The organism is Aeromonas sp. 602396, assembly GCF_049173735.1.
Lineage (GTDB): Bacteria > Pseudomonadota > Gammaproteobacteria > Enterobacterales > Aeromonadaceae > Aeromonas > Aeromonas veronii_A.
This window is the reverse complement of record NZ_JAAKSD010000003.1, coordinates 31,034-55,509: the sequence shown is the minus strand read 5'-3', so window position 1 is coordinate 55,509 and position 24,476 is coordinate 31,034. Positions and strand designations below refer to the sequence as shown.

At 61.0% G+C, this 24,476-nt stretch carries 21 protein-coding genes; 9 read left to right on the top strand and 12 right to left on the bottom strand.

The genetic code is table 11. The annotated features are described in order from the left end of the window. The first annotated feature begins 44 nt into the window (after positions 1-44). A complete protein-coding gene (tilS, locus tag G5229_RS05800) occupies positions 45-1,403 on the top strand; it encodes a tRNA lysidine(34) synthetase TilS (RefSeq protein ID WP_421208775.1) in 1,359 nt (452 codons plus the stop codon). Between the two features lie 78 nt (positions 1,404-1,481). Here tilS and G5229_RS05795 read toward each other — a convergent pair whose 3' ends face one another. Beyond that, entirely contained in the window at positions 1,482-2,384 is a 903-nt protein-coding gene (locus G5229_RS05795; RefSeq protein ID WP_421208774.1) for a GGDEF domain-containing protein, read from the bottom strand. Between the two features lie 118 nt (positions 2,385-2,502). Between G5229_RS05795 and G5229_RS05790 the strand changes: the two genes are divergently transcribed. Further along, positions 2,503-4,455, top strand: coding sequence for a cation:proton antiporter (locus G5229_RS05790; protein WP_421208773.1), 1,953 nt, complete (start codon positions 2,503-2,505; stop codon positions 4,453-4,455). Positions 4,456-4,483: 28 nt separating this feature from the next. Here the strand turns inward: G5229_RS05790 and G5229_RS05785 are convergent, their stop codons facing one another. The 4 genes from G5229_RS05785 to G5229_RS05770 form a co-directional block, all read right to left on the bottom strand. Beyond that, positions 4,484-5,629, bottom strand: coding sequence for a patatin-like phospholipase family protein (locus G5229_RS05785; protein ID WP_421208772.1), 1,146 nt, complete (start codon positions 5,627-5,629; stop codon positions 4,484-4,486). A gap of 111 nt (positions 5,630-5,740) precedes the next feature. Beyond that, a complete protein-coding gene (locus G5229_RS05780; protein WP_270904695.1) occupies positions 5,741-6,619 on the bottom strand; it encodes an alpha/beta hydrolase in 879 nt (292 codons plus the stop codon). 82 nt (positions 6,620-6,701) lie between these two features. Further along, entirely contained in the window at positions 6,702-7,298 is a 597-nt protein-coding gene (locus tag G5229_RS05775; RefSeq protein WP_113738954.1) for a TetR/AcrR family transcriptional regulator, read from the bottom strand. 113 nt (positions 7,299-7,411) lie between these two features. Continuing rightward, positions 7,412-8,056: a response regulator gene (locus G5229_RS05770; protein ID WP_005338467.1), complete on the bottom strand. Its 645-nt coding sequence runs from the start codon at positions 8,054-8,056 to the stop codon at positions 7,412-7,414. Positions 8,057-8,227: 171 nt separating this feature from the next. Between G5229_RS05770 and G5229_RS05765 the strand changes: the two genes are divergently transcribed. Next, entirely contained in the window at positions 8,228-8,854 is a 627-nt protein-coding gene (locus G5229_RS05765) for a glutathione S-transferase N-terminal domain-containing protein (protein WP_252655947.1), read from the top strand. Between the two features lie 75 nt (positions 8,855-8,929). On the opposite strand, the gene G5229_RS05760 is transcribed toward G5229_RS05765, so the two are convergent. The 5 genes from G5229_RS05760 to G5229_RS05740 all read right to left on the bottom strand — a co-directional run bounded on the left by G5229_RS05760 (position 8,930) and on the right by G5229_RS05740 (position 14,424). Then, on the bottom strand, positions 8,930-11,041 hold the full coding sequence (locus tag G5229_RS05760; protein ID WP_421208771.1) for an alpha-amylase: 2,112 nt from the start codon (positions 11,039-11,041) through the stop codon (positions 8,930-8,932). A 228-nt stretch (positions 11,042-11,269) separates the two neighbouring features. Further along, positions 11,270-12,436, bottom strand: a complete 1,167-nt coding sequence (locus tag G5229_RS05755) for a hypothetical protein (RefSeq protein WP_040066657.1) — start codon at positions 12,434-12,436, stop codon at positions 11,270-11,272. Continuing rightward, a complete protein-coding gene (locus G5229_RS05750; protein WP_058056732.1) occupies positions 12,436-12,807 on the bottom strand; it encodes a GtrA family protein in 372 nt (123 codons plus the stop codon). Before G5229_RS05750 ends, G5229_RS05755 begins: the two co-directional genes overlap by 1 nt. Further along, positions 12,804-13,823 carry a glycosyltransferase family 2 protein gene (locus tag G5229_RS05745; protein WP_421208770.1) on the bottom strand — a complete coding sequence of 340 codons (1,020 nt, stop codon included), beginning with the start codon at positions 13,821-13,823 and terminating at the stop codon, positions 12,804-12,806. Before G5229_RS05745 ends, G5229_RS05750 begins: the two co-directional genes overlap by 4 nt. Positions 13,824-13,878: 55 nt before the next feature. Next, positions 13,879-14,424, bottom strand: coding sequence for a hypothetical protein (locus G5229_RS05740; protein ID WP_216953084.1), 546 nt, complete (start codon positions 14,422-14,424; stop codon positions 13,879-13,881). Between the two features lie 316 nt (positions 14,425-14,740). On the opposite strand from G5229_RS05740, the gene G5229_RS05735 reads away from it, so the two are divergent. The 4 genes from G5229_RS05735 to G5229_RS05720 all read left to right on the top strand — a co-directional run bounded on the left by G5229_RS05735 (position 14,741) and on the right by G5229_RS05720 (position 18,091). After that, a complete protein-coding gene (locus tag G5229_RS05735) occupies positions 14,741-15,505 on the top strand; it encodes a substrate-binding periplasmic protein (protein WP_421208769.1) in 765 nt (254 codons plus the stop codon). 92 nt (positions 15,506-15,597) lie between these two features. Beyond that, complete coding sequence (locus G5229_RS05730; RefSeq protein WP_421208768.1) at positions 15,598-17,082, top strand: L,D-transpeptidase family protein; 1,485 nt, start codon at positions 15,598-15,600, stop codon at positions 17,080-17,082. Between the two features lie 164 nt (positions 17,083-17,246). Continuing rightward, a complete protein-coding gene (locus G5229_RS05725) occupies positions 17,247-17,792 on the top strand; it encodes a DUF882 domain-containing protein (RefSeq protein WP_005338458.1) in 546 nt (181 codons plus the stop codon). 47 nt (positions 17,793-17,839) lie between these two features. Next, positions 17,840-18,091, top strand: a complete 252-nt coding sequence (locus G5229_RS05720; RefSeq protein WP_005338457.1) for a lipoprotein — start codon at positions 17,840-17,842, stop codon at positions 18,089-18,091. Positions 18,092-18,176: 85 nt separating this feature from the next. On the opposite strand, the gene G5229_RS05715 is transcribed toward G5229_RS05720, so the two are convergent. Together G5229_RS05715 and cysZ are read right to left on the bottom strand one after the other, a co-directional pair. Continuing rightward, complete coding sequence (locus G5229_RS05715) at positions 18,177-18,791, bottom strand: trimeric intracellular cation channel family protein (RefSeq protein WP_005338456.1); 615 nt, start codon at positions 18,789-18,791, stop codon at positions 18,177-18,179. Between the two features lie 146 nt (positions 18,792-18,937). Next, complete coding sequence (gene cysZ / locus G5229_RS05710; RefSeq protein WP_421208767.1) at positions 18,938-19,702, bottom strand: sulfate transporter CysZ; 765 nt, start codon at positions 19,700-19,702, stop codon at positions 18,938-18,940. Between the two features lie 213 nt (positions 19,703-19,915). Between cysZ and G5229_RS05705 the strand changes: the two genes are divergently transcribed. Then, the gene (locus tag G5229_RS05705) at positions 19,916-23,290 is read left to right on the top strand and encodes an AAA family ATPase (protein WP_421208766.1); all 3,375 of its coding nucleotides are present in this window, start codon (positions 19,916-19,918) and stop codon (positions 23,288-23,290) included. 15 nt (positions 23,291-23,305) lie between these two features. Beyond that, positions 23,306-24,475, top strand: a complete 1,170-nt coding sequence (gene zipA / locus G5229_RS05700) for a cell division protein ZipA (protein ID WP_160881598.1) — start codon at positions 23,306-23,308, stop codon at positions 24,473-24,475. Position 24,476: the final 1 nt, after the last annotated feature.

Genomic DNA, 24,476 nt, shown 5'->3' with positions numbered 1-24,476 from the left:
AGCCCGACTCTGCTAAGATCGGCCGGTCCGTTTTGGGGAAGCCTATGATTTCTCATCTTTATTCTCGCTTTTGTCTGACTATGCCAGCACCAGAAGGTTCCACCGGTCTGCTGGTAGCCTTCAGTGGCGGCCTCGACTCTACCCTGCTGCTGGTGCTGGCGGCACAGTATGCCCGCGAGCACAGCCTGTCACTTCGCGCCCTGCACGTGCACCACGGCCTCAGTCCCCATGCCGATGAGTGGGTCGCTCATTGTGACGCCGTGTGTCAGCAATTGGCGGTGGAGCTGCTGGTCGAGCGAGTGACTCTGGCCCGTGGCAATGGCGAGAGTCTGGAGGCGCAGGCTCGCACCGCCCGTTATCAGCGGCTGACCGCCCGGATGCGGGAGGGGGAGTGGCTGCTCACCGCCCACCATCAGGACGATCAGCTGGAGACCCTGCTGCTGGCCCTCAAGCGCGGCGCCGGTCTGCGCGGCTTGGCGGGGATCTTGCCAAGCCAGCCCTTTGCTGGCGGCCTGTTGCTGCGGCCGCTGCTCAATATGAGTCGCGCCGAGCTGGCCGAGGCGGCAGCGAGCCTCCCCTTTGGCTGGGTGGAGGATGAGAGCAATCAGGATGTGAGCTATGACCGCAACTTTTTGCGCCAGACGCTTATCCCCCAGCTCAAGGCGCGCTGGCCCGCCATGGCCCAGACCGCTGCGCGCAGCATGGCCCTGTGCGCCGAGCAGGAGGCGCTGCTGGAGGAGCTTGCCGAGAGCGACTGGCAGCTGGCGGGCGAGGGGGAGGCACTCCATATCGGCCCGCTGCACGCCCTTTCACCCACCCGGCGCAACAACCTGCTGCGCTACTGGATCCGCCGTCAGGGGGGGGAGATGCCATCCCGTGAGCAGCTTGCCCGGCTCTGGCAGGAGGTAGCGCTGGCGCGCGGCGATGCCAATCCCCAGCTCAACTGGGGGCGCCAGAGCTGCCGCCGTTATCAGGAGCGGCTCTATCTGGTGAGCCCTGACCTGCAACCCTGTCATCAGGTATTGCCGCTGACCGTGGGCGAGCCGCTGACCCTGCCGGACGGGTTGGGCGAGCTGGTGGTGCGCATGGCGGAGCACGGCGAGGATCTGCTGCGCTCCCCCCGAGCGGATGAGCCGCTCTCGGTGCGTTTTCAGGTGACGCCCGGGATCCCCCTCAAACCGGTGGGGCGGAGCGGCAGTCGGCGGATGAAAAAGTTGCTGCAGGAGTATGGCGTGCCTTCGTGGCAGCGGGGGCGCATCCCCATCCTCTACTATGGCGAGCAGGTGGCGGCGGTGGTGGGGCTCTTTGTCTGCGACGGCTTTATGGCTGAGGGAACTGGTCTGGTCTGCCACTGGCAGGGAAGCGGTGCCGCCCCCATCATGCCCGAGCAGGATCTTGCCTGAGGTGATCTCGGCGTAACCTCAAAAAAAGAAGCTCCGGTCACATGGCGCGCATGTGCCGGAGCAAAGAAGAGTTCGGGATTATTCGTTAGGGCTGGCCTTGCCTGCTTTCTTGCGGGCGTAGAGGTGGCTGTCGGCCGCCTCGTAGAGGCTCGGCACATCGACCCCGGATTGCCAGCTGGCGGCGCCAAGGCTGCATCCGACCGAGAAGGTGCTGAGCTCCTTGTTGGTCATCAACATATGCTGCAGTCGCAGCCAGACCGGGCGCCACGCCTCGGGTTCGGCCGGTTGCAGCAGCAGGGCAAATTCATCTCCCCCGAGCCGGAAGGCTTGATCCGTGCTGCGGATACACCCCTTGAGCAGCTGGGCGAAGCGGCTCAGCACCAGATCCCCCACCGGATGACCCCAGGTGTCATTGATCTGCTTGAAGCGATCGAGATCCAGCAGCACCAGCACCAGACCGTGGGGCTCTCGGCTGTGCTGCTCGATGGCGCGACCGATGGCCTCGTCAAAGTAGGAGCGGTTGCCAAGGCCGGTCAGGTGATCGAGCCGGACCAGCTGATCCAGTTTTTCCAGCCGCAGATAGAGGGGCAGCAGCAGGCAGAGCAGCTGATGGTATTGCATCAGGACCCGTTGCTGGCTGCCGCTCAGCGGATGTTCCAGCTCGTAGTGGAGCTGGCCGAGCAGCTGGCCATGCTGACCGCGCAGCTCGAACGGATAGTTGTGCAGGTTGAGGGTGGCCAGCGGCGGGTGCTGGATCAGCACATGGGGCTGGCCACAATCGAGGTAGAGACCGTGGATCCTGACAATTCTTGCCGCACGATCGGCAAAAGTTGTCAGCAAACCGCCGAGATCGCTCTGCCCCAACAACTGCTCGAGCAACTGGTTGCGTTCAATGCTGGGAAACGGCGTGAGCCGCTCCATCTGGCGAACCCACTGCTCGATGCCATGGCTAAAGCCATTAAGTGACGACGTATTTTCCATGGTCTTCCATCTGTAACACCTGACTACTGTCTCCTCCCTGCAATTGGCATGCCCAATATATCTTTCCTGCCCGCCAGATCGGCTGACTAAGCTTAAGTCGATAAAAGGAGAGGAAAATTTGTACACCGACCTGTTGATCCTGCTGTTCGCCGCCGTCCTGCTGGTGGCAACTTTCCGGCGCCTCGGCTTGCCGGTCATCCTCGCTTACCTGATTGCCGGCGTCTTGCTCGGCCCCCACGGGCTGGCGGTGATCACCGGCCAGTCGATCATGCAGACCATTGCCGAGCTCGGGATCGTCTTTCTGATGTTCTCGTTGGGGCTGGAGTTCTCCCTGCCGAAATTGCTGGCGATGCGCCGGTTGGTGCTGGGGGTCGGGATGTTGCAGGTGCTGCTCACGTCACTGATCTTTTTCGCAATCGGCTGGTGGTGGGGGTTGGGTCTGGCCCAGTCGCTGGTGGTGGCGGGAACGTTGGCACTCTCCTCCACGGCAGTGGTGATCAAGCAGCTCGGCGAGCAGAAGCAGCTCCATACCCGCCGCGCCCAGCTGGGGGTGAGCGTGCTGCTGTTTCAGGATCTGGCGGTGGTGCCCCTGCTGGTGATGATCCCGATCCTCGCCCAGCCGGAAGTGCAGGGCAGCGCCCTGGCCGCCGAGATCGCCTGGGCCACCCTCAAGGGGCTGTTTGCTCTCTTTACTCTGCTGGCGGTGGGCAAGTGGTTGCTGCCGCTGCTGTTTCACGAGGTGGCGCGAGCTCGCTCCGACGAGTTGTTCGTGCTGAGTGCCCTGCTGGTGGCGCTGCTGGCCGCCTACATGACCCATTCGCTGGGGCTGTCGATGGCGCTGGGGGCGTTTCTGGCGGGGATGATGCTGGGGGAGTCCCACTACCGTCATCAGCTGGAGGTGGACATCAAGCCCTTTCGCGATGTGCTGATGGGGCTCTTCTTTATCACCATCGGCATGGCCATGGAGTGGGAGCTGGTGGCGCGGGCTTGGTGGCAGGTACTGATCTGCGTGGTGCTGCTGGTACTGTGCAAATCCCTGCTGGTACTGCTGGCCGGGCGGCTGATGGGGGAACGAAAGCGCGACAGCATGGCCGCCGGTATCATGCTCAGTCAGGTGGGAGAGTTTGGCTTCGTGCTGCTGGCACTGGCACTGCACCACGGCTTGCTGGATCAGCAGCTGGTCTCACTGCTCATCGGTATCGGCATCATCTCCATCGCCATGACCCCCTGGCTGGTGACCCAGGCCCATTCGCTGGCCCGTAGCCTCACCGATCCGGCGCTGCTGACCCGCTCCGAGGTGGCACAGTCGGGCCTGAGCAAAAACCAGCATGTCATCATCGCCGGGTTTGGCCGGGCGGGGCAGACCTGTGCCCGCTTTCTCAAGATCGAGGAGATCCCCTTTCTGGCCCTAGACCTCGACCCGGAGCGGGTGAGCGAAGCCAAGCTGGCGGGGGAGCAGGTGGCCTTCGGCGATGCCAGTCGCCGCGATATTCTGCTGGCCGCCGGCTTGTTGCGGGCGCGGCTGGTGATCATCACCTTCGATGACCGCAAGCGGGTGGAGGCTATGCTGGCACTGATCCGCGAACTGGCGGGGGATCTCAAAGTGCTGGTGCGTACCCGGGATGACAGTTTTCTGGAGCAGTACAAGCAGGCAGGGGCTTTCGAGGTGATTCCCGAATCCCAGGAGGGAGCCCTGATGCTGGTCTCCCACCTGCTGCTCAATTGCGATATCCCAATTGGCCGGGTGATCCGTCGGATGGAGCTGGAGCGCAGCAGCCAGTATCGCTTCCTGCACGGCTTCTACTGGGGGGATCAGAGTGCCAGCAATCTGGAGGAGGATCAGCTGCTTGAACGTCTCCACCCGCTGCTGCTGCACGATCAGGCGTGGGCGGTAGGCCGTGAAGTGCGCGAGTTGCCGCTTGATGAGGTGCGGATCAAGGAGGTGCAGCGCGGGGATCAGAGTCTGGAGCCCAGACCCGAGCTGGTGCTGGCGGCTGGCGATCGGCTGATCCTGTTTGGTACCGTGGTGGCGATGGAACAGGCTGAGCAGCGTTTGCTGGAGGGGCGCTGAGTCCCCTTGCACTCATCGGCCGCCCCCTTTACTCCCGCTCTTTTGGTAGCCCTTCGATATCGAGGAAGGCGACGACCCGCTCCCGCTCCCTCAGGGTGTCCTGATAGCCCAGCTTGATCAACTGCTGGCAGTAACCCGGATAGAACATCAAAAAGCTGGCCAGACTGCTGGTCTCATCCCCCTTCACGCCCAGCACCCGCAACAGCCGGCGCAACTTTAGCGGCAGTTTGCGCAGATAGGCCAGTGCGATGGTGTCGAGATCCTGACTCGGTTTCAGCACACAGGTCTCCACCCGCTTCAGCTTGAGGCGGTTGCGCTCCCGCTCCGGGATCAGATCCAGAGTCTGGTTGATGCGCCACAGCCGCTCCAGATCGGAGTTGAGGGTGTCAGTAAAGACCGTATCGAGCAGATGGCTGGCAATATTGGAGCTGGTGAGGTGGCCGTGGTGATGGGTCGGTGCCGAGTGCGCTGGCGGATCCAGGGCGATCAGAAGGATCCGTTCACCCCCCAGATGGATGGCGGGGCTGAGCGGGCTCAGCTGGTGGATGGATCCGTCGCCGTAGAACTTCTCGCCGATCCGGGTGGCCGGAAAGACGAAGGGGAGCGCCGAGGAGGCGAGCAGATGCTCAGATGTAAGCACTGTGCGCACCCCGCGCCGTCTGGCCCGCTCCCACGGATGGTGGTCGGCACGCCCCTGAAAGAAGGTGGTGGAGAGGCCGTCATCGTAATCCGACGCCGTGATGGCGAGCGCCTCCAGACTGCCGTAGAGGATGTTATCATCGATCCGATGATAGTCGATGAGCTGATCCAGCAGGCGGTGCAGCGGCGCGTTGTCAAAGAGGTGAAAGGCGTGGTTGGTGTGGGGGTTGATCAGCCCCGCCGACCCCTCGTACAACAACCGCCACAGCAGGCGCCCCGGGTGAAAATCGAAGATGTGGTGAGTCTCGAAGCGGCGCCAGACCCACTCCAGCTTGCGCACTCCCAGATGGAAGCAGGAGGCGTAGCAGGCCAGTGCAGTGACATTGATGGCCCCCGCCGAGGTGCCACAGAGGATGGGAAAAGGGATGCCGAGATTGCGCGGGTAGAGCTCCGCAATCGCCTTGAGGGCACCGACCTGATAGGCGGCGCGAGCACCGCCACCGGTGAGCAACAACGCTGTATTGGGTCTGGCCATATGCTGGCGCCTTATTGTGTACTGACAAGAATGTTCCCACTGACAAGTTAACTATAAGGCGCTGTATCAAATATAAAAACGGGCGCTCGCCCGTTTTTTCATGGCCCCATGTCAAAGGGCGCGGTGAGGATTTTCCGGCCGCGCCAGCTGATCGAAGGCGGCGAATACCGGGGCGCTGGCGAGGATGCGACCGTGGCCCAGACCCCGGGTGCTCACCAGCCGGGTATGACCATCCTGACTGGCCCGCAAGGAGTCGCTATGGGGGGCGAATCTGTCCTCCTCGTCATGCACGATCATTGCCGCACCGCTGCGACTGGCGAGGCGACCCAGCGGATCGACCGTGCTCAAGGGGTGCTGGTACTCTTGCTCAATTTCCTTGACCACCGCATCGAACAACCGGATGGAGTAGCCGGAGCGCGCCACCATGCCGTAGAGCTGGGGCACATAGTCGAGCACCGGCGAAATCAACAGCAGCGGCAGGGTATCGATACCCGGCTGACGGCTGGAGAGGGTGACGGCGCCTCCCATGCTGTGGGCGATGACCCCGTGCAGCGGGCCTGCTTCGCTGGCCAGCTTGGTCGCCAGCTCGTCGAAGGCGCGCACGAAACGGGGCAGGTGACCAGTGTTGCCCGCGCTCTGGCCGTGGGCCGGATGATCGTAGGCAATTGCGGTGAAACCCTGCGCGGCGATATGGCTCATCAGCGGATAGAACTGGCTGGCGCTGCCGGACCAGCCGTGCATCAGCAGCCACAGCGGCCCCTGACCGAGCCGATAGCTCATCAATACCCCTTCGCTGGTATGGACGGCCTGCTTCACCAGACCGGCTGGTTCGTGGCCACCGCGCTGGTTGCGCTGGGGGGTGAGCAGCAACTTGCTGGCGGTGCGCTTGGCATGGGTGGGGGCGAGTCTGTGGTGCAACCGGGTGCCGATCCCCAGCAGCCATTTGCTCGGGCTGAAGCGGCGGGTGTTGAAGTAGATCTTGCTGCTCATGGTCATCCTGTGGTTTTTATGTGCGAACGGTCGTGCTTTTTTGTCGGTTTTTAAAAAGTCTTGTTGAACGGATGCTAAAACATCAGCGCCAGCTGGCGAGCAGAGCATCCACTTCGGGCCAGAAGTGGCGAGCCGGATCCTGACACAGTTCGAGATCGTTGAACACCTGATCCGCCAGATAGAGGCCATAGAGGCGATAAACGGCGCGCCAGGGATCCATCTCGCGTCGCCACTCGCCTGCGGCCTGACCCTGCACCACCTGACGGGCCAGATAGTCGAGCCAGAAGCGCACCAGTTGCCGGGCGGCTTGCTGCACCTGGCTCTTTTGCTCATGGCCATCCTGCACCGAGGTCCAGGCGTCGAGGAACATGCAGCGTCCGGCAAAGCAGTGGTTCCACGCCTGCCAGGCGCGCAGCAGAGCGATCAGCTTGTCGTGCTGGCTCTGGTGCTCCTGCTGACGTACCGGTTGGATCACCCGCAGCCGAAATACCTCGGCGGCGTACTCCAGCACGGCGATCTGCAGATTGTCTCGGGATTGAAAGTGGGCAAACAGGCCGCTTTTCGACATCTCGCAGGCGCTGGCCAGCGAGCCGATGGTCAGGCTCTCCAGCCCTTGCTGGCTCGCTTGCTCAAAGGCTGTCTGCAAAATGTTTTCCCGGGTCAGGCGCCCTTTGCTCATCACTCTCTCCTCGTTGGCGCTGGCAGCATAAAGTACGATCGTGCTAATTGTCGAGCAACAAATAGCCAGCATGGCTGGCTATGTCGTCTCGCGCGTGTCACTGCGCGCGGGTTTCAGCTCTCCTTGATATCGAGCTGTTGCAGGGCGATGACTGCCTGAGTGCGGTTTTTGACCCCCAGTTTTCTGAAGATGGCGGTGATATGGGCCTTGATGGTGGCCTCGGAGACGTTGAGCTCCCAGGCGATCTGTTTGTTGAGGCTGCCATCGCGCAGCATGATCAGCACCTTGTATTGCTGGGGGGTGAGGCTGGCCAGCTTGCTGGCGAAATCGGGGCCATCTTCCGATTCGGGATGAAGCGAGATGCCTTCCGGCACCCAGTTATCCCCCCCGATCACCGTATTGAGGGCGTTGACCAGCTCCTTCATCGGTACCGACTTGGGAATGAAGCCGAGCGCCCCGAGCCGCAACACCTGCTGGATGATGGCCGCATCTTCCGAGGCGGAGACCACCACGATGGGCAGGTCGGGATATTGGCCACGCAGGTGGGCCAGCCCCTCGAAGCCATTGGCCCCCGGCATCTTGAGATCGAGCAGCAACAGGTCAACTTCGGGATGCTCGCCGAGCAGGCTGGTCAAGCTGTCGATGGAGTCCGCTTCCAGCAATTGAGCGTCGTTGATGGCCATGTGCACCGCTTGGTAAAGGGCGCCCCGAAACAGGGGGTGGTCATCTGCGATGACGATGGTAAATTGGCTGTCCATATTTCGGTTAATGGCTCACATTGTTGCTAACTGATTGTTTTGAAAAATCAAACTAGCATCGCTCACCAAGAGGGTCAAACCCGCCGGTGTGCAAATGTGAAGCGACCATCGGATGTTTTGCCATCAAGGGCAGATCGGCCGGTCGCAGGCAACTCATGCAGGAGGCAGCAGATGGGATCCTTGGTATTGGCGGTGGGCACCGGCTCCACCTGGGCGATGCGGGCGGCACTGGTGCTCGCCATGAGCGGGCTGACGTGGCAGGAGCAGGTGTTCGATCTGGAGGATGCCAAGTCGCTGGCGCGGCTCAAGCGGCTGGCACCGGCCGGTCTGGTGCCCTGGCTCGAACACGATGGCGTGCGGGTTCATGACTCGCTGGCCATTGCCGAATATGTTCACGAGCTCTGTCCCGACCGCCAGCTCTATCCTGTTTCGCTTGCCGAGCGGGCACAGGCTCGCAGCCTCTGTGCCGAGTTGCACGCCGGATTTCGGCAGATCCGTTCTCTGCTCCCCTTCTTTCTTGGGGCGCCAACCCGTATCGATCCCCCGGTGGAGGCGGTCGGCGAGCTGGCTCGCTTGCAGGAGATCTGGTCGCAGGCGCGTGGCCCCTTCTACTTTGGCGAGGCGGGCATTATCGACGCCTTCTATGCGGTGATGGCCTATCGGCTGGCCAGCTACGGCATCCTGTTGCCCGGTCAGGCCGGAACCTATCATCAGGCGCTGCTGGCCTGGCCCCTGTGGCAAGAGATGTTGGTCAAAGCGCGCCTGCAGTGGCCGGTGGCGGCGCGCCTGTCACAGTGAGCCTTGGTAGATAGATAAACGAGAGAGGGGAGCCAGTGGCTCCCCTCTCTGTTGCTGGTCAATGTGGCTCAAGAGTTACTTCTGCCGACCGGCAAAGACCACCACCACCTTGTCATCCCCCTTCTCCCGCACAAAGGCGTAGGGAGCATCAGAGAGTTTCTGGTGGCTGCCTGCCGCAATGGCCGGATGGGCTGCGCGGAACTGGCCCAGTTGCTGCCAGTGCTTGACTAGCTCAGCCTTGTCGCCGCTGGCCAGCTCCTGCCAGTTCATGTCCGAGCGCAACGCCTGATCGAACACCCCCCCATCCTTGGCCAGCCCCCGGCCGGACTCGTCGCCATAGTAGAGCTGGATACCGCCTGGCAGCAGCATAAAGCTGTTGGCGACCCGGCGCTGTAGCGGCACATCCTGATAGTCGCCAAAGAACAGCTTGGTGTCGTGGGAGCTGATGTAGCTCAACACGTTGAACTCGGGATCCTGATTGATGCGGCTGGCGTAGCTGGCATAGGTGGGCTCGGCGCTGGCCATGCACTGGGCCTGGGGCAGGGCGAACTCGCGCTGATAGTCGAAGTTGATCAGGGAATCGAAACCGTTCTGATACCAGAAATCCTTGGCCACCCCGTGATCCCACACCTCGCCCACCATGTAGAAGGGCAGATCGTCGAGGGCCTTGCCCGGGTTGTTGGTCTTCCACTCCTTGAGTGCAGCGGTGCCCGCCTGCTTGAGCTTGGCCCACACCTCGGGCTCCAGATGCTTGACGGTGTCGGCGCGGAAGCCGTCGATGCCAAAGCGGCGCACCCAGTCGGTGTGCCAAGCGATCAGGTAGTCGCTCACGGTAGCGTCGGGCAGCGCCTTGGCGAGGGTGTCTTTTTTCGCGGCCAACAACGGCGGCAGCCCTACCGGTTTGGTCGATTCGGTCAGAAAGTCCGGCAGCCCCGCCACCGAGCCGGTGACATCGTCGGTGCCGGGCTGCGGGTAGCCGGGCAGACCGGCGCGCACCCAGTCACCACTCCACCACTTGTTCCACGCGGGTGATTGATAGTCGATGAACTGGTTGTAACCATGCCAGTTGAGGCCACCGCTCGGGCGCCACTGGTTCCAGACGGTCGGCAGTTTGCCGCTGTTCTGGGTCAGCTCGGTGAGCCCCAAATCCTGCAAGTCGGCGAGGGTGGCGTAACCGGCGTGGTTCATCACCACGTCGAGGATGATCCGCATGCCGCGCTTGTGGGCCTCGTCCACCAGGGTTTTCAGGCTCTCTTCATCGCCGTAGTTGGGGTCAATCTTGGTGAAGTCGAGCGCCCAGTAGCCGTGGTAGGCGTAGAAGGGGAAGTTGCCCTGCTCACCACCGCCGATAAAGCCGTGAACCTGCTCCACCATGGGGGTGATCCAGATGGCGTTCATGCCGAGGCTCTTGATGTAGTCGAGCTTCTCGGTCAGCCCCTTGAAGTCGCCGCCGTGCCAGGTGGCCACCTCGTCTTGACCATCCTTCTGGCGGCCGAAGCTGTGGTCGTTGGCGGGGTCACCATTGTGGAAGCGGTCGGTCAGCAGGAAATAGACGCTCGCCTGATCCCAGCTGAACGGTGCTGGCTTGGCTGCCTTGACCGGCTCGAGCAGCAGCAGGCCGCCGCTCTCTTTGCTCGGGCTCAGGGTCAGCTTGCCCTGTTTGACCACCGCCTCCTGTTTCGAGTAGGCATCCCTCAGTCGGGTACCCTCGGGCCAAACCCCTTTCAGGGATACCGTGACCGGGCCGCCATCCCAGCTGATGCAGGGCTCTTCTGGTGGCTGTCGTTTGAATTCGCTCTTCTTGGTCGCCCGCAGCACCTTGAGGCTGGGGGTATCCGGGTTGAAGGTGAACTGATACTCCCCGGCCAGCATCACCCGCAGGGTAAAGCTCTGATCCTTGCTGCATTTGTCCATGGGCTGGGCGGTGCCGAAGGGGAGCGGCTTGCTCTCGCTCGGGCCAAAGCTGGTACCGCAACTGTTGTCTGCGTCGCTGATGCGGATCTGGTGGCTCCCCTTGGCAAGAGGGTGAGTCAGCTCCACCGTGCCCTTGTCCAGCGCGATCGGGGCCGCCACCGGTTGACCATCTACATAGAGGCGAACCTCGGGGGCAGCCATCGCCTGTTGGGTGAACAGAGGGGCGGCCAGCAGGGCGAGCCAGAGAGGGGATAAGTGATGAGCACGACGCATAAGCCATTCCTTGAGCAGGGCAGTTCGGACAAGGGCCCATTCTAGGAGCAGCAAAGCGCGCCTTGGATCGGCAAAATGCCGATTTGTGACATCAGTTCAAATGGTTACGTTTTCAAGCCGAGGAAAGTGTGACGGAGAGGAGATGGGACGCTCTGTCGATAAAAATAGCGCCCATAAAAAATGCCGGTCAGGTGACCGGCATTTGGTGTATCAGGCTTTGTCGTCACATCAGACGGTGAAGAACTTGAAGTTGACGAAGGCCACCGCGATGAAGGAGGCCACCATGCCGCTGATGCATAGCACAGCAGGGCGGATGGCGGGCCAGCGATGGGTCAGCAGAATGATGGCCAGCAGGGTAGGGTAGAGCCCGAACATGTAGCGTGGCATGGCGTTGAGGCCGGTCATCAGCGGGATGGTGCAGCAGATGAACATCAGAGTCGCTTCAGCCCAGCGTTTCTGGCTGAACAGGTAGCCGTTCAGGCACCAGCCGAAGATCACCATGATGGAGAGGTAAGCCTTGCGGCCGCCCAGCTCGAAACCACTCAGCCACCAGTCCAGCGGGCTGTCCATGTAGCGACCCCAGGCCACCTGAATGTGCTTGAAGGCGAAGGCATCGCCGGTCAGGTGATAGAGATAGACCATATAGGCAAACAGGCCAAAGGGGATCATCCAGAGGGTGAAGACCACCTTGAAGGCGCGCTCGGTGAAGCGGAAAAATTCCCGCCAGCCGTAAGCCTGCAGCGCCAGGATCAGCACCGGGAAGACCATCATTACCCCCAGGTTGCGGGTGGCGGAGATACAGACCCCCAGCACGGCCACCATCAGCCACTGCTCCCGATAGGCGAACAGGAACATCCCCAGCATCAGCGCCATAAAGGTCGACTCGGTATAACCGGAGACGAAGTAGGCGGAGAAGGGGGAGAAGGCGAGCAGCCAGACGCCGAAGCGGGCGGTATCGTCCCCCAGCTTGAGCTGACGCAACACCAGCAGCATCAGCGGCAAGCTGGCGAAGAAGGAGAGATTTGTAACAATGATGAGGCCGATCAGGCTCTCGACATTGAACAGGTTGGAGATGGCACCGGAGACCATCGGGTAGAGCGGCATAAAGGCCCAGTTGGCCGCATTGCCCTTGCTCAGCCAGCGGGGGTAGAGGTCGTAGCCGTTTTCGATGATGCGCTGGAACCAGACGCAGTCGAACTGACAATAGGCCTGCAGCGGGCCGATGTCGGGGGAGCCATAGAGCTGGACACCGAAGTAGCCCATGCCATACAGCGCCACCCGGCTCAGCATGAAGGCGGCGATGATCATCAGCCAGTCACGACCGCTGATGCGCAGTGACGGGCGATACGGGAGTGCAGCCCCGGTTAGCGGGGCAGTATTGGTCATATCATTCATCAGGCAAAAACCCAGACGCGAGAGAGAACGTAAGTGAGGACGGTAACGGTCAGGGTGGCGATGACCACCGGCAGCAGACCGGAGAGCCCCGTAAACAGCAGGCCGCTCAGGATCAGGTTACGCACCGCCAGCGAGAAGAGGGCGACCAGCAGAAACTTGCTGGCGGCTCCCTGCTTCTGGAAGGTAATGTAGCGGTGACCAAAGAAGGAGAACCAGAATGCGATGGCAAAAGCCAGCGTGGTAACTAGGTGCTCCGAGATGGTGGGCCAGGTATGAAACAGTGCGATGGAGGTGCCAAGGTCGACGAGAGTAGCCCCCCCGCCGACAAAACCGAAACGTACCAGCCGCCAGAATTCCTCGCGGGAGATCATTGAGGCGCCTGCTCCTGCTGCTCTTGCGGGTTGCTGTCAGCGCTCTGCGGTTTGGCCGCATCCTGCTTGGCATACTGGCCATAGACCCCTTCAATGAGGTAGACCGGGCGCTGTTTCACTTCCACGAACATGCGGCCGATGTACTCGCCGATGATGCCGAGTGACAACAGCTGGATACCGCCGAGGAACAGCACCACGGACATCAGGGAGGCGTAACCGGGCACGTCGATGCCGAAGAAGATCACCTGGGTGATGATTTTCAGGATATAGAGGAAGGCCACCAGCGAGACGCTGACACCCACATAGCTCCAGACCCGCAGCGGCCAGCTGGAGAAGCTGAGCAGACCGTCGAGGGCGAAGTTCCACAGTTTCCAGTAGTTGAACTTGGTTTCACCGGCGTGACGAGCCGGGCGCTCGTAGGGGACGCCAACGGCACGGAAACCGGCCCAGGCAAACAGCCCCTTCATAAAGCGGTTGCGCTCCGGCAGCAGCTTGATCGCCTCGACCACGCGACGGTCGATCAGGCGGAAGTCACCGGCGTTCTCCGGCAGCTTGGTGCTGGTGGAGAGGGCGTTGAAGAAGCGGTAGAAGCCACCGGCAGTCAGGCGCTTCATCGGGGTATCGGCGCTGCGATCGACGCGGATGCCGTAGACGGTGTCATAGTCACCGGTCTGCCACAGTTTGACGAACTCCAGGATCAGGGCAGGAGGATCTTGTAGATCCACGTCCATCGGCACGATGGCATCCCCTTTGGCCTGATGCAGACCTGCGGTCAGGGCCGCTTCTTTACCGAAGTTGCGTGCCAGGTTGACCAGGGTCACGCGCGGATCGCGGGCGATGGCCTGCTCGACCACTTCACGGGTGCGGTCACGGCTGCCATCGTTGACGAATACAATTTCAAGCTGGTCTTTCAGCAGGGCCAGTTCGTTGTCTATCGCGTTGATGAAGGCATCGATGCTCTCTTCCTCGTTGTAAACGGGAACGACCAGAGAGAGTCGAAAATCTGGATGCGACATAAGAACGTCCTTATTTGGGATAGTTGTTTTTATAAAATGGTATTCGGGGCAAGGATCACTGGGCTACGGTCAAACGTACCGACTGCACATTGATGGGAGTAGGTGCCGAGAGCGCCAGAAAATTGGGGTGCTTGGGATCTGCCGTGAGCGAGTCACCGGGCAGACTGAGGCGGATTTCGTTGATGCCCGCTTTGGCCAGTTTCACCGTGGTGGTGAAGTCGTGACCCAGCGCTACTTTCAACAGGGCTCCGGCTTCCGGGCTGTTGATGCGGGCCTGTACGGTCAACTGATCCGGATTGGCCGCCTGCTTGGGCAGCACAAAATAGAGGCCGCCCTGACCGCTGAGCAGGGTACCTTCATCGCTCGGCTTCTTGGCCCAGCCTTCGCTGGAGAGAAAGCGGCTCGGCTTGGTCAGATTGAGCTCGTTACCCGGCTGATAGGTCATGCTGGAGTTGTGTTCCCAGAAGCGGGTTTTGCCTTCCAGATAATAGAGTTTGTAGGCCAGGCTCACGTTGGGGTGAGCAGCCAGATAGAGGGTGTAAAGATAAAAACCGCTTAACGCCAGAATGGCAGTCAAAAAACCGAACTTTTTGTACGTCATATCACTCTCTATGCCTGACAGAATGGGTAGGCCGATGTCGCGCATATGCTAATCCAATTGCAAAAAAAGCATAGTGGATCACAAAAAAATATTTGGTCACATATTAACCCCTTTTTACCCCTGTTCCAAACGTTGCTGTTTCCCGGTTAAACAGGTCTCGCGGGGTGCAGGTTGCCAGTGGCGCTCCGGCGGAGCAATTGGCAAATAGACGTGCTTTGCTGCGTCATTTTCTAGCGGATGCGATAGTCATCTGGCCTCTATCGCCATTTTGCAGGGGGCGATTTATGATGACTCACTTATTCGTCAAGGATGACATATGAAGTGGATCTCTTGCTGTCTGTTGCTTGGATTATGGGCGCCAATGGCATTGGCCAAGGCCCTGTGTCCCGAGCCCATTCAGGTCGGTTACGATAACTGGCCCCCCTACCATTATTACGAAGCCGATTCACCGCAAGAGGTGCGCGGTTATGCCGCCGAGGTGCTGACGGCTGTGCTCACTTCCATGCACTGCAAGGTCCATTATGTGGAGCTGCCCTGGAAGCGGGTACTGCACGAAATGGAATATGGTGAGATAGACATGGCGATGGAGGCGAATATCAATGATGAGCGCGCTCGTTATGCCTGGTTTTCCGACTCCTACAACCCGGGGCGCACCTTGCTGTGGATCCGCAAGGGCAGCCACTATCCCGAACAGGATCTGACGAGCTGGCTGGCCAGTGGTTACTCTCTCGGCGTTACCAAAGAGTACTTCTATGGTGAGGAAGTGATGTTGCTGCTCGCTCGCTATGCCAAACAGGTGAGTGCGGTGAGCGACCAGCAAAATTTTGAGAAACTGGCCCGCGGGCGGATCGACGGTTTCCTCGGTGACATGCTGGCTACCCCCAGCGCCCTTAACAAGGAGGGGATGAGCGGTCTGTTCACCAGTCACCCCATGGTGGTATCTGAATCGCCGAGCTTCTTTATGTTGGGCAAGCGCAGCTTTTCGCCGCAGTTCTTGCAACAATTCAATCAGGCGTTGGCGCGGTTCAAGGAGACAGATGCGTATGACATTATCTGGCAGCGTTATGCCCCCGGGCGCTAGCAAAGTATTGGCCGTTCACGCATCATGAGCGGCCTGAGCATCGGGTCAGCTTGTCAGGCCCGACAGAGTGAACAAACCGTTTTGAGGTACCCATGGGGATGAAGTATTGGCTGGCCCTTGCCAATCTGGTGTGGCTGGGATGTTTGCCCGCTGGCGCGGTACATGCGACCGAAGCACAAGTTGTGGTGTCGGCCAGTGAAACCGGACACGACTGGTATCAGGGCAGTCAGGCCGAACAGGCCCGTGTCGAGCTGGAGCAGCAGTTGCAAGAGGCTGTGCTTGCCCAGCTGCATCCCGATTTTTTCACGCTGTGGAAGCGTCTGCAGGCCACCCCTGCAGACAAGCGTGGTGCCATCTATGACGACATTTTTACCAAGTTGAGCCGTTTCCAGCACGCCTGGCGGGGTATGGATCTGGTCTCGCGCGAGCAGATGAAGACCCTCAAGCTCGATTTGAACCGCCCTGTAGTGACCCCACCCAGCGATGATGACCTGCTCACCCAGGTGAAATCCCTGCGCCCTCAGGTGGCGGAATACGAGGCGGTGCGGGCCAAGGTGCACAAACTGCTGGCGATGCCGATGGCCAGCAAGTGGCCAACCCTCGATATGCCGACCCTGCGTGCCGGAGAGAGCTCCGCCGAGCTCGGCCAAATCCGCGCCATGCTCAACGAGCTGGGCGACAGCGCCCCGAGCCATGGTGATCAGATTTACGATGGTGATACCGAGCAGGCCATCAAGCAGTTCCAGCGTCGTCACGGTCTCACCGCGGACGGCATTATCGGTCGTCAGACCCGCTCCTGGCTCAATACCGGCCCGCAAGTGCGCGCCAGCCTGCTGCTGCGCAACCTGTGGCGTCGCGATCTGGTGGATCAGCTCGCCGGTGGCCGGTACGTGCTGGTCAATATTCCCGACTACCGTCTGAGCGTGGTGGAGTCCGGCAACGAGGTATTCACCAGCCGGGTCATCGTCGGCAAGGAGCAGCGCGCCACGCCCATCCTCGCCAGCGAAATTCGCTCCATCGTGCTCAATCCCTCCTGGCATGTGCCGCGCTCCATCCTGAGCAAGGACATCCTGCCCAAGCTGGGTCGCGATCCCGCCTATCTGAGTCGCGAGCAGTTCGAGGTGATCGACAGCGAGGGTAATCCGGTGCAGTTCACCGAAGAGGGGTGGCATCAGGCGCTGGCCGCCGGTTTCCCCTATCGCCTGCGGCAAAAGCCGGGTGATCACAATGCCCTGGGGCGCTACAAGTTCTACCTGCCCAACAATGACGCCATCTATCTGCACTCCACCCCGCGCAAGGCGCTGTTCGAGCAGGGGGCACGCGCCTTCAGTTCGGGCTGCATCCGGGTGGAACATGCGGACGATCTGGCCGAGCTGTTGCTGGCAGATTCCCGCTATCAGCCGGACAAGGTGGCCAATATCCTCAAGGAGAGCCAGACCAAATGGTTGCCGCTCACCACGCCGATCCCGGTCTTTACCGTCTACTGGAGCAGTTGGATCGACGAAAATGGTCGTCAGCAACTGCGCAACGACATCTACGGATTTGATCGGGTCAGCTTCCAGAGTCGCCTGCTGTGATCCCTGCCACAGAGTGAAAAGCCCGGCCTGTGCCGGGCTTTTCTATGGGCGATTGCGGTTTGACAGGGCCCCCCGCCGGAGGGTAGTTTCAAGCGCCTGTATCACATTCAATCAGTGATCTTATTCAACTATTTTCGCTTGAATCTGCGATGGACGAACCCCTTATGCTGGAACAAGAGATAAGTCGACGTCGCCTGTTGCTGGGAGCCGGTTGCCTGTTGGGCAGCTCGCTGATCTCCTTCCCTGCACTGGCCAGCCGCAGTACCACCGGGCGTGAACTCAGTTTCTTCAATCTCAATACCGGCGAGCGGGTGCGCGCCAGCTATTGGGAAAATGGCCACTATCTGAGCGACGGGTTGGCCGAGCTCAACCACATCTTCCGCGATTACCGGCGCAACGAAGTGTTCAACATCGACAAGAAGCTGTTTGATCAGCTGTTTCTGTTGCAGCACAAGCTGGGGCGGCGCAGTGAAATTCAGCTGATCTCCGGCTATCGCGCCCCGGCGACCAATCGTCAGAAGCGCCACAAGAGCCGCGGCGTGGCCAAGCACAGCTACCACACCCTGGGGCAGGCGGTGGATGTGCGGATCCCCGGCGTACAGCTGGCCCATCTGCGCAAGGCGGCGCTCCAGCTCAAGGTGGGTGGGGTTGGTTACTATCCCCGTGACAACTTCGTTCACCTCGATACCGGCCCGGTGCGCAGCTGGTAAAGGGGTTGGCAAACTGCCAAGCTCTTCCCACCAGAGAGGAGATTGCGATGAAAAAGATAGTGATTGGCGGCCTGATTGCCCTGTTGTTGACCGGTTGCAGCAAGCTCAACCGTGAAAATTACGACCAGTTGAAGATGGGGATGAGTTACGCCGAGGCCAGCACCATTTTGGGCAAGGCGGAGCGTTGTGACGATGCGCTGGGCACCACCAGCTGCCTCTGGGGTGGGGAAGGGAAGAACATCAAGATCCGCTTTATCGCCGACAAGGCGACCTTCTTCAGCTCGGAAGGGATTAACTGAGTCGCAGACCGTCCATGAAAAAAGCGCCGCTCGGGCGCTTTTTTGTTGCTCGCAATCCAACCCGCCTCGCCAGAAGCTGGCGTACTCAGTGGGTCGCGTATTGGTAGTTGAAGGTGGGTAGACCCCACTTGAAGCGAACCGCCAGCAGCCGCAGTACAAAGCCGATCCCGATGGAACCGAACGCGGCCCAGTTGGTCGGCAAGCCCTGGTCCAGCGCCAGACAGTAAAGCGCTGCGGTGATCAGCGAAATGGCTGCATAGAGCTCGCGACGAAACACCAGCGGAATTCGCTGACAGAGCAGATCCCGCAGCACACCGCCAAAGACCCCGGTCACCACCGCCATGATGCAGGCAATACCGGCGCCGTGGCCCATATCCAGCGCCCGGGCCGCACCGAAGATGGAGAAGACCACCAGTCCCAGGGCATCAAGGGCCATGAACAGCTTGCCGAGGTAGCGCATCAGGGGGGCGGAGACCACACCCGCCATCGCGGCTGCGGCAACCAGCAGCACGTATTCCGGATGCTCAATCCAGAGCAGCGGATAGTGGCCCAGCAGCACATCGCGGATGGTGCCACCACCGATGGCCGTCGCCGAGGCGATGATCACCACACCAAACAGATCCATCCGTCGCCGACCCGCGGCCAGCGCGCCGGTCATCCCTTCGGCCACCAGGCCCACCAAGAAGAGTGCATGTAACATGAGTTATCCCAGGGAACGAGAAAGGCCAGAATCCTACCAACTCGTGTCATATCGGACAAGCTATCGAATGCATGCATTAATTTAATTCATGCTAAATGCGAAAAAGGCACCGTTTCGGGTGCCTTTTTCTAATCAATGTTCAAGGGTTAGCGTCCCAACTGCTCCTGCCGGTAGTGATCGACCCACATGGCGGTGGCGCCACAGATGGCGACCGGCATCACGAAGAGGTTCACCACCGGAATGGCGGAGAAGAGGGTCACCAAAGCGCCGAAGCTCAGACACTTGCCGCGGCGCTGCTTCAAGGCGTCGCGCATGGTGATGAAGTCGATCTTGTGGTTGTCGAACGGATAATCCACATACTGGATCGCCATCATCCAGGCGCTGAACAGGAACCAGAGCACCGGCGCCAGGGTCTGGCCCACCACAGGGATCAGGAACAGGATCAGGCAGCCAATGGCCTTGGGCAGGTAATACTTCAGCTTGGTCCATTCGCGGCCGAAGGTGCGTGGCACATCCTTGACGATATCCAGCATGCTGCCGTCATTGGCGGGCTGACCGGTGAGGATCTGCTCCACCTTCTCCGCCAGCAGGCCGTTGAAGGGGGCGGCTACCCAGTTGGCAACCGAGCTGAAGATAAAGGAGAAGACCACCAGTATGGTGATGAGAGCGATGGGCCACAGCAGGTAGTCCAGCCAGTCGAGCCAGGCGGGGATCTGCTGGTGGAGCCAGGCGAACAGGCCGTCCAGTTGCAGCAGCAGGGCATAGAAGGCCCCGGCAAACAGCACGAAGTTGACCAGCAGGGGGATCAGCACAAAGGTGCGGATGCCCGGTTGGCGAATGAGGGAAAAACCGCGCAGAAAGTAGTCTGCACCGCTGATTGAATCTTTGACCATATGGGGTGATTGGCTCATGTGAGCTCCATCTATGCATGGGAGAACTGCCAGCATATTACAAACAAGCCTTTGATTTGGTAAAGTCGCCGACTATTCCTTATTTCGTGCCGTGGCGACCAAAAATCGGGCATGAATGGGGATGATGCCTGCATATTACAAACAAAGCCGGGTCTGGATTTGGTAAAGTCACCTGCCCGCATCCTCTTTATTTAGCCACTGATACAGGTCGCCATGCGTCTGAAACTGATCAAACTCGCCGGCTTCAAGTCGTTCGTCGAGCCGACCCGCATCGAACTGTCGGCAGACATGACCGCCGTGGTGGGCCCCAATGGCTGTGGCAAATCCAACGTCATCGACGCGGTGCGCTGGGTGCTGGGGGAGAGCTCCGCTCGCCATCTGCGCGGCGAGAACATGACCGATGTCATCTTCAACGGCTCCATCAATCGCAGTGCGCACGGGCGCGCCTCGGTGGAGCTGGTGTTCGACAATCCCCATAACCGGGTGCCCGGCGAGTTCGGCCGCTTTACCGAGATCTCGGTGCGCCGCGAAGTGCTGCGCGACGGCTCCAACCACTATCAGATCAACGGCCAGAAGTGCCGCCGCAAGGATGTGACCGACCTCTTCCTCGGCACCGGTCTTGGCCCCCGCAGCTACGCCATCATCGAACAGGGCACCGTCAGCCGACTGGTGGAGTCACGTCCGGCCGATCTCAAGCTCTTTATGGAAGAGGCCGCCGGGGTTTCCCGCTACAAGGAGCGGCGCCGCGAGACCGAGCAGCGCATTCGCCACACTCAGGAGAACCTGGAGCGCCTCGGCGATATTCGCGGCGAGCTGGGTTCGCGCCTTGACCACCTCAAAGCCCAGGCCGAAACGGCCGAGCGCTATAAACAGCTCAAGAGTCGTTCGCGCGCCGCTCGTGCCGAGCTGATTGGCTCCGAGTTGTGGGCGCTGGAGACGCGCCTTGGCGAGGCTAAAACCGAACTGGCGCAGGCCGAGCAGGCGCTGGCGGCGCTCGATGCCAAGCGCACCGCTGATGAGGGGCGCCACGTCACCCTGTCGGTCGCCAGACAAGAGGCGCAAGCCGAACAGGCGAGCCGCCAGCAACAGATTTTTCTCGGCGGGCAGGCCATCGCCCGTCTCGAGCAACAGCAACTGCACCAGAGTGAACTGGGGCGCGACTGGCAGGCCCGTGCAGAGGCGCTCGGTGAGCGGATTGCTACCCGCAAGGCGCAGCTTGCCAGCCAGCAGGATCAACTGACCGAAGGGGTATTGCGCGCCGAGCAGGAGAGCGCCCGGCTGGAGCAGTGTGAGCAGTTGCTCACCGAGCAGCAGGAGGCCCGCCAGCACGCCAGCGAGCAGCTGGAACAGGCCCGCTTGCGCCAGCAGCTGTGGCAGCAACAGTTGGCCGGGTTGCAGGGGCAGCTCAACCAGACCCGTACCCGGTTGGGTGGTCTGCAGGAGCTGCAGGCCAAGACCCGGCTGGCCCGCCTCAAGCTGGAAGATGAACGCGCTGGCCCCCTCGGCACAGAGGCCGACGATCTGCAACCGGCCCTCGATGCCCTGAGTGGTGAGCTGGAGCTGACGCGGGCGGCCAATGGCGAGCTAACCCAGCAGCTGGCACAGGCGGTCGACGCCCATGAACAACTCAAGCAGCAGCATGGCCAGCAGTTGAGCCTGCAACGGGAGCTGGAGGCGCGGCTGGCGACCCTGGATCAGATCCTCGGCGAACAGATGGAGGGGGCGACCCTGGCGGATCGACTGCAGGTTGCCCCCGAGTGGGCACAGGCACTCGACAAGGTGCTGGGTCGCTGGCTCACCGCAACGCCGGCGGACGAGTGCGATCTGATGCAAGATGGGCTCTGGATTGGCCCGGCGCAACCGGCGGTTGCCGGTACGCTGGCGGCGCAACTGGGCGGCGAGCACATTCCTGCCTTCCTCAATGCCATCTGGCTGGTCGAGAGCCGGGAGGCCGCATTGGCCCGCCAGCCAAGCCTTGCGGCCGGTGAGTCGGTACTGACTCCTGCTGGCGACTGGCTGGGGCCAAACTGGGCAGATCTGGGGCATGGCGCGGCGCTTGGCACCATGGCGCTGCTGGGTGAGCGTGAGCGGTTGCATACCGAGCAGGAGAAGGTTGCCGCGGGGCTGGCACAGCTGAGCGAGCAACTTGTGGCTGCCGATGCCCGGCGTGCCCAGCTTGCCAGTGCGCAGGAGTTGTCGCAGCGAACCTTGCGCGAGCAAGAGCAGAAATGGCAACAACTGCGCGAAGCCTGGAGTCTGCAACAGGGTCAGCGGCAGGAGCGGTTGCAGCGGCTCGGTCAGCTCGGCGAAGAGCTGATCCGGCTTGATCAGGAGCAGGCCGAAGAGGCAGAGCGACTGGCCAGCGCCCGCGAACAACTGGAACTCGATGAGGCGCGCCTTGCCGAGCTGCAGGAGCAGGGGGAGCCGCTGACGCAAGGGGTGCAGCTCGCGCAGGAGCTGCTGACTCGCTGCGAGCGGGCGGTCGACGAGGCCCGTGCGCGCCGCGAACAGCAACAAGCGACCTGCCAGCGTTTGCAACTGGAGTTGGGCAATCTGCGCCAACTCATTACCTTGGGCGAAGAGGAGTTGGCGAGGCTCGGACTGGAGCTGGCCGGGTTGAAAGGGCCGGATAGCGAGGCAGTGCCGGATCTGGCGCCCCTGCTGGCCGAGCAGCGCAATCTGGAGGCGCAGCAGCTTGCCTGCCATCAACGGCTTGCGGAGCTGGAGCGCCAGCTCGGTGAGCTGGAACAGGCCAGAAGTGCCGATCACAAGCAGCTGGTGACGTTGCAAGAGAAGCTGGCGACCCTACGTCTTGAGCGCGAACGCAACCTCACCCGTCGACAGGGGCTGCACGAGCAGTTCGAAGAGCTGGGGGTTCGACTGGTCGATCTCGATCAGGCGGTGCTCATCGCCGCTGATCGCAGCAAGTTGCGGCAGGAGATCCAGACCCTGGAGGGGCAAGTGGAGGCGCTCGGCGCCATCAACCTGGCGGCGCTGGAGGAGTACGAAGAGGCGAAAACCCGGGCAACCTATCTTGAAAATCAGTGTCAGGATCTCGAGCAAGCGCTGGAAACCTTGAGCCAAGCCATTAAAAGAATTGATAAAGAGACACAAATACGGTTCCGGGACACTTTCGATAAGGTCAACGAAGATTTAAAATCCCTGTTTCCGAAAGTGTTCGGTGGGGGCAGTGCCTGGCTTGAGCTCACCTCTGATGATCTTTTGGAGGCCGGAGTGAGCATCATGGCGAGACCTCCGGGTAAGAAGAATGCTACCATTGCCCTGCTTTCCGGGGGGGAGAAGGCGTTAACCGCGCTTGCGCTGGTTTTTGCCATCTTCAGACTCAACCCAGCACCTTTTTGTCTGCTGGATGAGGTGGATGCACCGCTCGATGAAGTGAACGTCGGTCGCTTCTGTTCTCTTGTCAAAGAGATGTCGAGCACAGTACAGTTCGTTTACATCAGTCATAATAAGGTCTCCATGGAGATGGCTGAGCAGCTGGTTGGCGTCACGATGCAAGAGCCCGGGGTTTCTCGCATTGTGTCGGTCGATATCGGTGAAGCCGTCGCTTTGGCTGAGCAAAACTAGAAAGAGAAGCAGCTAATGCAGGAATTGCGTTACATCTTGGTTGCCCTGGGCGGTATTGCTATTGCGGCATTGCTCATTCACGGGTTGTGGAGCAACAAAAAGAATCGTCAGGCACCGATCAAAGAGAAACCGATTGGACGGATGGACTCCAAGTCGCGGGATCGTGATAACGACGCCTTCGACAGCGATGGCATCGGCCAGGTACGTGTGGTCAGTGGTGGCCGTCGTGCCGAGCCCAAGCTGCGCAGTGAAGAGAGCCGCCAGCCGGAACTCGGTCGTCGCCCTGCCGTCCCCGCCTTTGATGATGAAGATGACGAGGACGATCTGCCGCCGCCCGTAGTGCGCAAGCCTGCTGCCCGCCCGGTTCCGCCGCCTCCTGTCTATGAAGAGGAGGAAGCGTTCGACGAACAGCTGCCCGAGGAGATCGACGAGGCGCCCGCCGCGCCGGTGCGCAAACCAGCTCAGGTCAATCGTCGTACCCCGGTCTACCGTTCCCGTCCCCAGCGCGAGCCCATGATGCAGTCGCTGGATGACGAGCCGCTGGTCGAGCCCGCTTACGCGACCGCCCCGACTTTTGGTGCCCGTGCAGAGACAGTCCGTACCGCCGACACCGTTCGTGCCGAACCGGTGCGTGCACCCGAGCCGGAATATCAGCCGCAGCCCCGTCATGTGGCTCCCGAGCCTGTTTATGAAGAGCCGGCCTATGTGGCACCTGCACCTGTGGTTGAAGAGCCGCGCATGGCGCCCCAGCCGGTCGAGAAGATCTGGCAGGATGTCTATGTCATCAACCTGATGGGCCGTCCGGGTCACGACTTGCAAGGTGCGACCCTGCTCTCATCCCTGATGGCGCTGGGCTTCAAGTTTGGCGAGATGGATATTTTCCACCGTCACGAAGATCCCAACGGCAAGGGTGAAGTGCTCTTCTCCATGATCAACATGGTCAAGCCGGGTACCTTCAACCCGTACCGGATGGAGCAGTTCACCACGCCGGGTGTCTCCCTGTTCATGCAACTGCCGCTGCGCAGCAATGCCGCGTTTGCCTTCGAGGATATGTTGCAGGCTGCCGATCAGCTGGCCAGCGATCTCGATGCCATGCTGACCGATATGGATCGCAGCCCGCTGAGCGACGAGACCATTGCCCGTTACCGTCACGAGCTGGCTGCCTACGAGGCCAGTCGCGACTAAT

What these genes read in the sequence shown, in the direction of transcription:
- tilS (WP_421208775.1), top strand. Translation starts at nt 45, where the DNA reads ATGATTTCTCATCTTTATTCTCGCTTTTGTCTGACTATGCCAGCACCA.
- G5229_RS05795 (WP_421208774.1), bottom strand. Translation starts at nt 2,384, where the DNA reads ATGGAAAATACGTCGTCACTTAATGGCTTTAGCCATGGCATCGAGCAG.
- G5229_RS05785 (WP_421208772.1), bottom strand. Translation starts at nt 5,629, where the DNA reads ATGGCCAGACCCAATACAGCGTTGTTGCTCACCGGTGGCGGTGCTCGC.
- G5229_RS05780 (WP_270904695.1), bottom strand. Translation starts at nt 6,619, where the DNA reads ATGAGCAGCAAGATCTACTTCAACACCCGCCGCTTCAGCCCGAGCAAA.
- G5229_RS05775 (WP_113738954.1), bottom strand. Translation starts at nt 7,298, where the DNA reads ATGAGCAAAGGGCGCCTGACCCGGGAAAACATTTTGCAGACAGCCTTT.
- G5229_RS05770 (WP_005338467.1), bottom strand. Translation starts at nt 8,056, where the DNA reads ATGGACAGCCAATTTACCATCGTCATCGCAGATGACCACCCCCTGTTT.
- G5229_RS05765 (WP_252655947.1), top strand. Translation starts at nt 8,228, where the DNA reads ATGGGATCCTTGGTATTGGCGGTGGGCACCGGCTCCACCTGGGCGATG.
- G5229_RS05760 (WP_421208771.1), bottom strand. Translation starts at nt 11,041, where the DNA reads ATGCGTCGTGCTCATCACTTATCCCCTCTCTGGCTCGCCCTGCTGGCC.
- G5229_RS05755 (WP_040066657.1), bottom strand. Translation starts at nt 12,436, where the DNA reads ATGAATGATATGACCAATACTGCCCCGCTAACCGGGGCTGCACTCCCG.
- G5229_RS05750 (WP_058056732.1), bottom strand. Translation starts at nt 12,807, where the DNA reads ATGATCTCCCGCGAGGAATTCTGGCGGCTGGTACGTTTCGGTTTTGTC.
- G5229_RS05745 (WP_421208770.1), bottom strand. Translation starts at nt 13,823, where the DNA reads ATGTCGCATCCAGATTTTCGACTCTCTCTGGTCGTTCCCGTTTACAAC.
- G5229_RS05740 (WP_216953084.1), bottom strand. Translation starts at nt 14,424, where the DNA reads ATGACGTACAAAAAGTTCGGTTTTTTGACTGCCATTCTGGCGTTAAGC.
- G5229_RS05735 (WP_421208769.1), top strand. Translation starts at nt 14,741, where the DNA reads ATGAAGTGGATCTCTTGCTGTCTGTTGCTTGGATTATGGGCGCCAATG.
- G5229_RS05730 (WP_421208768.1), top strand. Translation starts at nt 15,598, where the DNA reads ATGGGGATGAAGTATTGGCTGGCCCTTGCCAATCTGGTGTGGCTGGGA.
- G5229_RS05725 (WP_005338458.1), top strand. Translation starts at nt 17,247, where the DNA reads ATGCTGGAACAAGAGATAAGTCGACGTCGCCTGTTGCTGGGAGCCGGT.
- G5229_RS05720 (WP_005338457.1), top strand. Translation starts at nt 17,840, where the DNA reads ATGAAAAAGATAGTGATTGGCGGCCTGATTGCCCTGTTGTTGACCGGT.
- G5229_RS05715 (WP_005338456.1), bottom strand. Translation starts at nt 18,791, where the DNA reads ATGTTACATGCACTCTTCTTGGTGGGCCTGGTGGCCGAAGGGATGACC.
- cysZ (WP_421208767.1), bottom strand. Translation starts at nt 19,702, where the DNA reads ATGAGCCAATCACCCCATATGGTCAAAGATTCAATCAGCGGTGCAGAC.
- G5229_RS05705 (WP_421208766.1), top strand. Translation starts at nt 19,916, where the DNA reads ATGCGTCTGAAACTGATCAAACTCGCCGGCTTCAAGTCGTTCGTCGAG.
- zipA (WP_160881598.1), top strand. Translation starts at nt 23,306, where the DNA reads ATGCAGGAATTGCGTTACATCTTGGTTGCCCTGGGCGGTATTGCTATT.